Genomic DNA, 10,965 nt, shown 5'->3' on the forward strand with positions numbered 1-10,965 from the left:
CACCACCGGCCCCCGGCTCGCCCCGGCCCGCCTCTCCAGGACCCGAGCCGGCTTCCGCGGTGCCCGGCTCGGGCGCGGAGCCGGCGTACTCGTCGACGTGCAGGTCGGTGCCGCCGTCGGCGGGGCCGGTCCAGCGGACGGTGAGCTCCTCCAGGGCCTGCTCCTGCAGGAAGGACACGAGACCCTCCCGGTACAGCTCCAGCAGCGCGAGGAACCGGGCCACCACCTCCAGGGTGGCCTCGCAGTCAGCGCAGAGCAGGGAGAACGTGGCGATGCCGGCCCGGCGCAGCCGCTCGGCGATGATCGCGGCGTGCTCGCGGACGCTGACCCGGACCAGGTGCACGTGCGCGATGGAGACCTCGGGCACCGGCTTCGGCGTCATCGCCCTGATCGCCAGCTTGAGCAGCCGCTCGGGGCCGATGCCGAGCACCAGGTCGGGCAGCGCCTCGGCGTACCGGGCCTCCAGGGTGACCGCCCTGGGGTAACGCCGACCGCCGACCGCCTCCAACTCGGCGATGTGCGCTGCGGCCTCCTTGAACGCCTTGTACTGCAACAGCCGGGCGAACAGCAGGTCCCGCGCCTCCAGCAGCGCCAGGTCCTCCTCGTCCTCGACCTCGGCGGCAGGCAGCAGCCGGGCCGCCTTCAGGTCGAGCAGGGTGGCGGCGACCAGCAGGAACTCGCTGGTCTCGTCCAGGTCCCACTGGTCGCCCATGGCCCGCAGGTAGGCGATGAACTCGTCGGTGACCCGGTGCAGGGCCACCTCGGTGACGTCCAGCTTGTGCTTGCTGATGAGCTGCAACAGCAGGTCGAACGGGCCGGTGAAGTTGTCCAGCCGGACGGTGAATCCGGTGGACTCCCCGCCCGCGCCGTCGCCGGCCGCCGCACCCCGGCCGTCACCGGCCACGCCGGGCGCGGGCACGGCGGGCGGGTCGAGGGGCGGCGCGGTCACCGGACGACCGTAGTCCACGCTCCGGGCACCGCGACGGCAAGGTACGGCCCCGGGCAGGGACGTACGCGCTGGCGACGGGGCACCCGGCCTACCGCTCCGCCTGCGCGGCGATCACCTCGCGGGCGAGCTGTCGGTAGTTGCGGGCGCCGGACGAGGCCGGGTCGAGGGTGGTGATGGGCGCGCCGGCGACGGTGGACTCGGGGAACTTCACCGTCTTGGTGATCACCGTCTGGTAGACCTTGTCGCCGAACGCCTCGACCACCCGCTGAAGCACCTGACGGCAGTGGGTGGTGCGGCTGTCGTACATGGTGGCGAGGATACCCTCGAGCTCCAGGTCGAAGTTGAGCCGCTCGCGCACCTTGTCGATCGTGTCCAGCAGCAGGGCCACGCCCCGTAGGCTGAAGAACTCGCACTCCAGGGGGATGAGCACGCCGTGCGCGACGGTCAGCGCGTTGATCGCCAGCAGACCGAGGGAGGGCTGGCAGTCGATGAGGATGTAGTCGTACTCCTTGCGGATCGACCTGAGCACCCGGGCCAGGGCCATTTCGCGGGCGACCTCGTTGACGAGCTGTATCTCGGCGGCGGAGAGGTCGATGTTGGCCGGCAGCAGGTGCAGCCCCGCCACGTCCGTCTTGATCAGGACGTCCTCGGCGGTGACATCGTCCTGCATGAGCAGGTTGTAGACCGACAGGTCGAGGTTGTGCGGGTTGACGCCGAGGCCCACGGAGAGGGCGCCCTGCGGGTCGAAGTCGACCAGCAGCACCTTGCGCCCGTACTCGGCGAGCGCCGCGCCCAGGTTGATCGTGGTGGTGGTCTTGCCGACGCCGCCCTTCTGGTTGGCCATCGCGATGATCCGGGCCGGCCCGTGCCGGTCGGTGGGCATCGGCTCGGGAATCGGCTTGCGCATCGTGTAGGCCGCCGGGTCCGCCGGCCCGAGGTCCGCGCCGAGCGTGGCCTGCTGCTCGCGGAGCTCCGACGTCCAGGTCTCGGCACGGTCACCGTTGCCAGCCATGTCCTCGTTGCCCCCTCCCGACGACCACCCGGCGTCGGAGCCGTCCGACGTCCCTCGCGGCGCCGCTGCGCACCCCGGTCCTGTCGCCCCGCAAGGTCCGCGCCATGCCGACTGTACGCCACCGGCCAGCAGGGCGTTCGGCACCGGTACGGCGTGTCGGCCCGGACCGGTCGGCGCCGGCGGGACGACTGGGCAGCTCGTCACGCACGGTCAGCCGCGGGCGCGCGGGTGGGCGGTGGCGTACACCTCGCGCAGCCGCTCCACGGTGACCAACGTGTACACCTGGGTCGTGGTCACCGAGGCGTGGCCGAGCAGTTCCTGCACCACCCGCACGTCGGCGCCGCCGTCGAGCAGGTGGGTGGCGAACGAGTGGCGCAGGGTGTGTGGGGAGACCGCGTTCGCGCCGTCCACCGGCAGCCCGGCCCGCTCGGCGGCCCGCCGCAGGATGGTCCAGGCCCCCTGCCTGGTCAGCGTGCCCCCGCGCACGTTGACGAACACCGCCGGGGTGCCCCGGCCGGCGGCCACCAGGGCGGGCCGGCCGCGCACCAGCCAGGCCCGCAGGGCCTCGGCGGCGTACCCGCCGACCGGCACGAGGCGGGACCGGCCGCCCTTGCCGCGCAGCAGCACCGTCGCCTCGCCGGTGTCGAGGCCGTCGAGGTCGTCGATCGCCGCGCCGACGGCCTCGGAGATCCGCGCGCCGGTGCCGTACAGGAACTCCAGCAGCGCCCGGTCACGCAGCGCGAGCGGCGCGCCGTCGCCGGCGGCAGTCACCGGGCCGGCGGTCTCCAGCAGCCGCACCACCTGGTCGACGGCGAGCGCCCGCGGCAGCCGGCGCGGCGGGGCGGGCGGGTGGACGTCGCGGCTCGGGTCGGTCCCCGCCAGCCCCTCGCGCAGGGCGAAGCGGTGCAGCCCGCGCACGGCCGACGCCGCCCGGGCGGCGGAGGAGACCGCCAGGGGCGGGTGGCCGTCGTCTCCGGCGCGCAGCCGGGCCAGGTGCGCCTCGACGACGCCGGCTCCGACCGAGGCCAGGTCGCCGATGCCGGCATCGGTGAGGGTGGCGAGGTAGCGCTCCAAGTCCCGGCGGTACGAGGCGAGGGTGTTCGCGGACAGGCCACGCTCGACGGTGAGGTGGTCGAGGTAGCCGCGCACGGCGCGGCGCAGGGCCGGCGCGGGTTGCGCGCCGGCTGCGTCCGGTGCCCCGGTGCGCCGCTGTTCGGTCAGGCCAGCACCTCGGCCAGCGGCAGGGTCGGCATGCCGTGCGCCTCGGCGACCGGCCCGTAGACGACCTGCCCGTCGTGGGTGTTCAGGCCCAGCGCCAGGGCCGGGTCGCGGCGCAGCGCCTCGCGCCAGCCCTGGTTGGCCAGCTCCAGGGCGTACGGCAGGGTCACGTTGGTCAGGGCGTACGTGCTGGTGTGCGGCACCGCGCCGGGCATGTTCGCCACGCAGTAGAAGATCGAGTCGTGCACCTGGTACGTCGGCTCGGCGTGGGTGGTGGGCCGGGAGTCCTCGAAGCAGCCGCCCTGGTCGATGGAGATGTCGACGAGTACGCTGCCCGGCTTCATCCGGGACACCAGCTCGTTGGAGATCAGGGTCGGGGCCTTCGCGCCGGGGACGAGGACCGCGCCGATGACCAGGTCCGCGTCGAGCACGGCCCGCTCGATCTCGTACGCGTTGGAGGCGACCGTCTGCAGGTGACCCCGGTAGATGGCGTCGGCCTGGCGCAGCCGGGCCACGTTCTTGTCCAGCAGCAGCACCTCGGCCTGCAGGCCGAGCGCGATCGCGGCGGCGTTCATGCCGGACACGCCCGCGCCGATGACCACGGTCTTCGCCGCGTACACGCCGGAGACGCCGCCCATCAGGACGCCGCGCCCGCCGCCGGAGCGCTGTAGGTGGTACGCGCCGACCTGCGGGGCGAGCCGGCCGGCCACCTCGGACATCGGGGCGAGCAGCGGCAGCGACCGGTCGGGCAGCTCCACCGTCTCGTACGCGATGCCGGTGACGCCCCGTTCGACCAGCGCGTCGGTGCACGCCTTGGACGCGGCCAGGTGCAGGTAGGTGAAGAGCACCTGCCCGGTGCGCATGCGGTGGTACTCCTCGGCGACCGGCTCCTTGACCTTGAGCACCAGCTCGGCGGTGTCCCACACCTCGTCGGCGGTGGCCAGGATCTTCGCGCCGGCCGCGGCGAACTCCTCGTCGGCGATGCTCGATCCGACGCCTGCGCCGGACTCGACGAAGACGTGGTGGCCGCTGCGGGTGAACTCGTTGACGCCTGCGGGCGTGATCGCCACGCGGTACTCGTGGTTCTTGACCTCGCGAGGGATTCCGACCTTCACGATGCAGACACCTCTTTCCGGGGCCGTTGCGCCCCGACCGCCCGGTGCGCGAAGGCCCCATTGCCGCCGCCGTCCACCGGTCCCGCCGGCGGCAGTCTAGGCGGGCCGTCCGTCTCGCGGCGCCGACACAGTGCCATCCGGTGCCCGGCGGCGCTGACGATGTGTCAGGCGTGGACCGGGCCAGCGGCGGAGAGCGGATCAGCCGTTCCGACAGTATTCGCCTCCCATCGTCCCACCGGTGGGGTGCCGCTGCGGACAAGGCGCGAGTCGATCACTATGGTGTCGCCCCATGACCACTCCTCACCAGCAGTATCCGCAGGGCGTCTCCGACAAGAGCAAGGTCGTCGCGGGTGTACTCGGCATCCTCCTCGGCGGCTTCGGCGTCGGGCGGTTCTACATGGGCGATACCAAGACCGGCGTGCTCCAACTCGTGGTGACCGTGGTGACCTGCGGCCTCGGCGGCATCTGGGGCGTCATCGACGGCATCCTGATCCTGGTCAACGGCGGCGTCGACGGGCAGGGCCGCCCGCTGCGCGACTAATCTCCGGCCTGTCCGTCAGGGGCCGTGCGGTTCGCCGCACGGCCCCTTCGTCGTCGCCTAGTCTGCCGGTGCACGCGGGCCCGCGCCGGGGCACCAACCGTCGCAGCTCAGCGGCACAGCGGCGCGTCCTGGCGGCGCAGCGCCGACCAGCCGACGTCCCGGGCCCGGGCGGCGGCGAGCAGCCCGGCGACGGCGGAGGCGTTGGTGATCTCACCGGACAGCACCATCCGCACCGCCGCGTCGAGATCGAGCCGCACGACCTGGAGGTCGGCCTCCTCCTCGCTGCGCTCGTGGCGCTGACCGGCGGGCACGTCGGCGAGGTCCCGGGCCAGGAACACCCGGACGACCTCGTCGGAGAAGCCGGGCGAGCTGTGCAGGTCGACCAGCACGTCGATGGTGCCGGCGGTGAGGTCGGCCTCCTCGGCCAGTTCCCTGGCCGCCGCGGCGACCAGGTCCTCGCCGGAGACGTCCATCAGGCCGGCGGGCAGTTCCCACAGGTGCCGGCCCACCGGGTGCCGGTACTGCCGGATGAGCACCACCTGGCCGGCGTCGTCGAGGGCCACGACGGCGACCGCGCCGACGTGCCGGACGTAGTCGCGGGTGGCGGTGGCACCGCCGGGCATGGTCACCTCGTCGGTGACCACGGAGAAGATCGACCCGGCGTAGCGTTCCCGCCGCTCGGTCACCTCGTAGCGGTGCGCGACCGCCCTCACGACGCCGCCGCCGTCTTGCGCCCGGCGGCAGCGCCACCGTTGCGGTCGGCCCGGCGCGACGCCTCTGCCGGCACGCCGACGGAGTCCAGGTCGACCGGGAGCTGGTCGGCCTCGGAGTACGCCACGGCGGCCTTCACGAACGCCGCGAACAGCGGATGCGGCCGGGTCGGGCGGCTCTTCAGCTCGGGGTGCGCCTGGGTGGCCACGAAGAACGGGTGCAGGCCGCGGTCCAGCTCGACGAACTCGACCAGCCGGCCGTCCGGGGAGGTGCCCGAGATGTGCAGCCCCGCCTTGGTGAGCTGCTCGCGGTAGGCGTTGTTCACCTCGTACCGGTGCCGGTGCCGCTCGCTGACCTCGGTGACGCCGTACGCCTCGGCCACGATCGACCCCTCGGCCAGCCGCGCCGGGTACGCGCCCAGCCGCATGGTGCCGCCCAGGTCACCCCTGCCGGCGACGATGTCCTCCTGGTCGGCCATGGTGGCGATGACCGGGTGGGTGGCCTCCTCGTCGAACTCCAGAGAGTTCGCCCCGTCCAGGCCGGCCAGGTGCCGGGCCACCTCGATGGTCATGCACTGCAGGCCGAGGCAGAGGCCGAGCAGCGGGACGCCGTTCTCCCGGGCGTACCGGGCGGTGCCGATCTTGCCCTCGATGCCGCGTACGCCGAAGCCGCCGGGGATGACGATGCCGTCCACGCCGGCCAGAGCCGCCGCCGCGCCGGCCGGGGTGACGCAGTCGTCGCTGGGCACCCAACGCAGCTGCACCCGGGACAGGTGGCCGAACCCGGCGGCCCGGATCGCCTCGCTTACCGACAGGTACGCGTCGGGCAGGTCGACGTACTTGCCGACCACCGCCACGGTGACGGTGTGCCGGGGCTGGTGCACCCGGTCGAGCAGGTCATCCCAGCTCGCCCAGTCCACGTCGCGGAACGACAGGCCGAGGCGGCGCACCACGTACGCGTCGAGTCCCTCGCGGTGCAGCACCTTCGGGATGTCGTAGATGCTCGGCGCGTCCGGGGCGGCGACGACCGCCTCGGTGTCCACGTCGCAGTAGAGCGAGAGCTTGATTTTGACCTTCTCCGGGATCTCCCGGTCGCAGCGCAGCACCAACGCGTCGGGCTGGATGCCGATGCTGCGTAGCTGCGCCACGGAGTGCTGGGTGGGCTTGGTCTTCAGCTCGCCCGACGGGGCCAGGTACGGCACCAGCGAGACGTGCAGGTAGAAGCAGTTGTCCCGGCCGAGGTCGTGGCGGACCTGGCGGATCGCCTCCAGGAACGGCAGCGACTCGATGTCGCCGACGGTGCCGCCGACCTCGGTGATCACCACGTCCGGGACCTGGCCCTCGACGTCCGGGTCGGCCATGCCGAGGATGCGGGCCTTGATCTCGTTGGTGATGTGCGGGATCACCTGGACCGTGTCGCCCAGGTACTCGCCGCGCCGCTCCTTGGCGATCACGTCCGAGTAGATCTGGCCGGTGGTGACGTTCGCCTTGCCGGACAGGTCCCGGTCGAGGAAACGCTCGTAGTGCCCGACGTCGAGGTCCGTCTCGGCACCGTCCTCGGTGATGAAGACCTCACCGTGCTGGAACGGGTTCATCGTCCCCGGGTCGACGTTGAGGTACGGGTCCAGCTTCTGCATCGCCACGCGCAGCCCCCGGGCCGAGAGCAGGTTGCCGAGGCTGGAGGCGGTGAGGCCCTTACCCAACGAGGAGGCGACGCCCCCGGTGACGAAAATGTGCCTGGTCGTCCGTGCTGAAGGGGCCAACGCCTGCTCCCGTGTCGTCCGTCGCGGTCGTGCAGACCGCCGTGCCGATCAGCAAAGTGATCACGCGATCCACGGGACTCCACGGTAACACCTCCCCCGGCCGGGTCCGCAGGCCGCACCCGAGGTCGCCGGGCCGGGGCGGGGTACCGGATCAGGCCGTCGCGACCCCGGTCGACGTGCGGGCGGCCCGGTCGGGTGCCCCCTCCGGCGCGGCCGGGCCGCCCGCCGGGCCGACACCGCCGAGACCGATCCGGCCATTGGCGGGACCGCCGTCGCCCGGCTGGGTCCGGTCGGTGGAATGGTCGAGCACCCGCAGCGCGGCGAGCGCCGCCATCGGCACCACCAGCGCACCGGCGGCACCGGCGACGTCGAGCGCGGAGCCGCCGAGCACCCCCCCGATACCGGCGGCCACCGCCGTGCCGGCCATCGAGGCCCGCATCGCCGGGTAGATGCCGAACAGCCGCATCAGCCCGCCCCACGGCTGGAGCAGCGCGAACCAGACCAGCAGGGCACCGGCCAGGGCCAGCACCGTGAGTGGACTGTTGATCAGGGTCTCGAAGTTGGCCGTGCTGGACCGGTGCACGGTCAGCCCGCCGGTGCCGTCGCCGAGGGCGGCCAGGAACCGGCCGAGGCTGCCCCGCTCGGTGGCCGGCCGGCGCAGGTCGACCACCGCGAAGCCGATCGTGACCGCCAGCCCCGCCATCGCCGCCCAGAGCAGCCGGCTGACCGTCAGCCAGCCGCCGGTGCTGATCGCGGCGGCCACGCTCACCCCGGCGGTCAGCGCGATCGCGCCGATCGAGTCCGCGCCGAGGTACGGGCTGCCGACCACCACCACGGCGGCCCCTCCGGCGGCGACCACCACCATGGGCCGCCACCGGCGGGGCGCCCGCTGGGCCAGCCAGCCGGCGCACAGCAGCGACCCGGCGACGAACACGCCGAGCCCGACGGTGCCCAACCCGAAGAACCGGCCGCCCTCCAGGGCCGAGTAGCCGGCCACGCCGTTGAGCTGCAACCGGGCCCCGGTGAGCACGTCCGCGGCGACCACGATGGTGGCCAGGCCGGCGACCGCGCCGAGCGGCCCGAGCGTCGAGTCGTGCCCGGGAGCGAATCGGACGACGGCGGTCGCGCCCACCACCAGCAGGACGGTCACCGCCGCGAACCACCAGCCGGCGTGGTCGCCGCGCCACCAGGGCACCGCGTCGGCCAGCAGGGCCGCCGGGATCGCGAGGGCGGCGGCGACCAGCAGCAACTCGACCGTCGCCACCACCCGCCGGGGCACCGGGGCCGGACCGACCGGCCCGGCGTGTCGGCGGGCACGGCGCAGCAGCGGCAGCACCGCCACGGCGAGCAGCACCTGCGCGCCGGCGAGCAGCGCGAAGAACCAGCCGGCGACCCGGCGCTGGGCGGCGGCCTCCCGGTCGGCGTCGGCCGGCGCGGCGATCGCGGTGGGCAGGTCCGCCGGGCGACCGCCGACGGAGACGGCGGACCGGCCGAGGAACAGCCGTTCGGGCATCGGCCGGCCGAGCGCGGCGAGCGCGGTCGGCGCGAGGTCGACCAGTTGCAGGTAGCCCTCCCGGCCGGTGGTCGGCGAGGTGAGCCAGCCCCGTTCCCAGCCCGGACCGTCGGCGACGGCGACGTGCAGCCGGGACGGCAGGCCGGTGTCGGCGATCCCGGCCACCAGCACCAGGGAACGCGGCGGCCGGGCGGCGAGGACCCGGGCCAGGTCGGCGTCGGCCCGGCGGGCCTGCTCGGCCCGGGCCGCCCGGTCGGCGCCGGTGACGGTGCCGAGGTCGACGATGCTCAGCACGCAGGAGCCGAGCAGCGGAGCCGGGTCGTCGGGCAGCGCCGCGGCGTACCGGTCGACCCGGCCGAACGGGCGGGCGGCGGCCACCGCCGCGCCGGGACCGACGGCGACCGAGCAGCGCACCGACTCCGCCAACGAGCCGGGCACCGCGCCCCAGGGCAAGCGCTGCTGGTTGTGCAGCACGACGCCCTCCTGGTCGGGAAGGTTCGCGCCGATGCCGTCGGGCTGCTCGACGGTCACCCCCGCCGGCGGGCACCCGCCGCCGACCCGGCTGCCGTTCCAGGCGGCGAAGTTGCCGGCGCCCAGGGTCAGCCAGCCGTCGACGGGGCAGGTGGGCCGGTGCGCGGAGCGCACCGACAGGGAGCCGATCGAGCCCTGCTGGGCCATCCGCCACAGCGTCGGGGTGGTCTGCGGGTCGACGTCGTCCCAGCGCAGGCCGGCCACCCCGGCGAGCACCACGAAGTCGGCGGTGCGCCGGGGCGCCTCGGTGGCGGGCCGGGCGGCGAGAGCGGTCACCCCGAGCACCACGACCAGCAGGGTCAGCACAACCGGCGGCAGTCTGCGCAGCAGCACCGGCTTCAGTCCGCGCAGCATCACCGGCGTCCCGTCGACGGGGCGTCGGCGTCCGGGGCCGCCGGGCCGGGGGCGTCGCCGGCCAGCGTCGCGTAGAGGGCGGCCAGCTCGGCGACGGTGTCCGCCTCGGTGGGCCAGGTCGCCGCCCGCGCGGCGCCGGAGCGGCCCAGCGCGGCCCGCCGGTCGGGGTCGTCGAGCAGCTCGCGCACGGCCGCGTCGACCGCGTCCACGTCGCCCGCGCTCACCAGCACGGCGGCGTCGCCGACCAGCTCCGGCAGGCCGCCGACGGCGGTCGCCACCAGCGGTACGCCGGCCCGCAGCGCCTCCTGCGCGAACAGCTGGCGGGCCTCCCAGTCGCTGGTCACCACGGCCAGGTCGGCCCCGGCGAGCAGGTCGGCCACATCGGTGCGGTGCCCGAGCAGAGTGACCGGGGCACGGGCGGCGGAGATCCGCGCGGCGAGGGGAAGGTACGCCGGCCCGCTCCCGGCGATCACCACGACCGGCGCAGGGGTACGGCCACGCCACCGGGCGGCGGCGTCGACCAGCACGTCGTACCGCTTCTGGGGGTGCAGCCGGCCGACGGAGAGGATCAGCGGCTGGCCGGCGGCGACCCCGAACTCGGCGCGGACGGCGGCCCGGCGGCGGCGAGGCGCGGGCAGCGCCGGCGCGGCGACCGGGGCGAGCCGGGCCTCGGCGGCACCGAGCGCGACGGCCCGCTCGACGAGGTCGGCGCTGGCGCCGAGGGCGACCCGGACACCCCGGGCGACGACCCGTTCGGCCACCCGGGACAGCGCGCCGCGCAACCCCCGGGCGAGCACCGCGTTGTGCCAGGTGACCACAAGTGGGGCGGCCGGCCGGGCGAGGACGGCGACGAGTCCGGCGCGCAGCCCGTGCGCGTGCACGACGGCGACCGGTTCGGCGGCCAGCGCGCGGCGCAGCGCGGCGACCGCCCGGGCGTCGGCGGGGGTGGGGCTGGCCGGGATCTCGACCGGCTGGAAACGGGCGCCCACCCCGGTGAAGTCGAACTGCTCCTCGGTGGCGGCGGGCCCGCAAACCAGCACGGTCGCGCCCGCCGCGGCGAGGCCCCGGGCGACGGAACGGACGTGCTGACCGACGCCGCCGGTGCTGGAGGCGAGCAGGAGCACCACGGTGCCGTGCCGTCCGGCGGCCGGTGTCGCGCCCGTCACCACGGCCACCTCCGGTCCACTGCCACCCCCGGTCGGCCGCCCGTCGTCGCGCTCACCCGGACACCGTCTCCTTCCCGTCGCCCCGTTCCGGAC

Annotated in this window: 9 protein-coding genes; 1 reads left to right on the forward strand and 8 read right to left on the reverse strand. The window is 74.7% G+C overall.

The window, feature by feature from the left end; all coding sequences use genetic code 11:
- The 4 genes from E1258_RS24850 to ald all read right to left on the reverse strand — a co-directional run.
- On the reverse strand, window positions 1-967 hold a 967-nt coding region (locus tag E1258_RS24850), incomplete at its 3' end, for a ScpA family protein (protein WP_243715668.1).
- Window positions 968-1,037: 70 nt separating this feature from the next.
- On the reverse strand, window positions 1,038-1,961 hold the full coding sequence (locus tag E1258_RS24855; RefSeq protein WP_036375269.1) for a ParA family protein: 924 nt from the start codon (window positions 1,959-1,961) through the stop codon (window positions 1,038-1,040).
- A 210-nt stretch (window positions 1,962-2,171) separates the two neighbouring features.
- Window positions 2,172-3,182, reverse strand: a complete 1,011-nt coding sequence (locus tag E1258_RS24860; RefSeq protein ID WP_132405372.1) for a site-specific tyrosine recombinase XerD — start codon at window positions 3,180-3,182, stop codon at window positions 2,172-2,174.
- Complete coding sequence (gene ald, locus E1258_RS24865) at window positions 3,179-4,294, reverse strand: alanine dehydrogenase (protein WP_132405364.1); 1,116 nt, start codon at window positions 4,292-4,294, stop codon at window positions 3,179-3,181. The genes E1258_RS24860 and ald overlap by 4 nt, the downstream gene beginning before the upstream one ends.
- A gap of 289 nt (window positions 4,295-4,583) precedes the next feature.
- On the opposite strand from ald, the gene E1258_RS24870 reads away from it, so the two are divergent.
- Window positions 4,584-4,835 (forward strand): TM2 domain-containing protein, encoded by a 252-nt coding sequence (locus E1258_RS24870; RefSeq protein ID WP_036375267.1) that lies wholly within the window; start codon window positions 4,584-4,586, stop codon window positions 4,833-4,835.
- Window positions 4,836-4,942: 107 nt separating this feature from the next.
- On the opposite strand, the gene E1258_RS24875 is transcribed toward E1258_RS24870, so the two are convergent.
- From E1258_RS24875 to E1258_RS24890, 4 genes are all read right to left on the reverse strand, one after another.
- Entirely contained in the window at window positions 4,943-5,548 is a 606-nt protein-coding gene (locus E1258_RS24875) for an NUDIX domain-containing protein (RefSeq protein WP_132405366.1), read from the reverse strand.
- A complete protein-coding gene (locus tag E1258_RS24880) occupies window positions 5,545-7,308 on the reverse strand; it encodes a CTP synthase (RefSeq protein ID WP_132405368.1) in 1,764 nt (587 codons plus the stop codon). Before E1258_RS24880 ends, E1258_RS24875 begins: the two co-directional genes overlap by 4 nt.
- Before the next feature lie 151 nt (window positions 7,309-7,459).
- Complete coding sequence (locus tag E1258_RS24885; RefSeq protein WP_243715669.1) at window positions 7,460-9,682, reverse strand: hypothetical protein; 2,223 nt, start codon at window positions 9,680-9,682, stop codon at window positions 7,460-7,462.
- A gap of 23 nt (window positions 9,683-9,705) precedes the next feature.
- Complete coding sequence (locus E1258_RS24890) at window positions 9,706-10,872, reverse strand: glycosyltransferase family 4 protein (protein WP_132405370.1); 1,167 nt, start codon at window positions 10,870-10,872, stop codon at window positions 9,706-9,708.
- Window positions 10,873-10,965: the final 93 nt, after the last annotated feature.

The organism is Micromonospora sp. KC207 (genome assembly GCF_004348615.1).
Lineage (GTDB): Bacteria > Actinomycetota > Actinomycetes > Mycobacteriales > Micromonosporaceae > Micromonospora.

What these genes read in the sequence shown, in the direction of transcription:
- E1258_RS24870 (WP_036375267.1), top strand. Translation starts at nt 4,584, where the DNA reads ATGACCACTCCTCACCAGCAGTATCCGCAGGGCGTCTCCGACAAGAGC.
- E1258_RS24855 (WP_036375269.1), bottom strand. Translation starts at nt 1,961, where the DNA reads ATGGCTGGCAACGGTGACCGTGCCGAGACCTGGACGTCGGAGCTCCGC.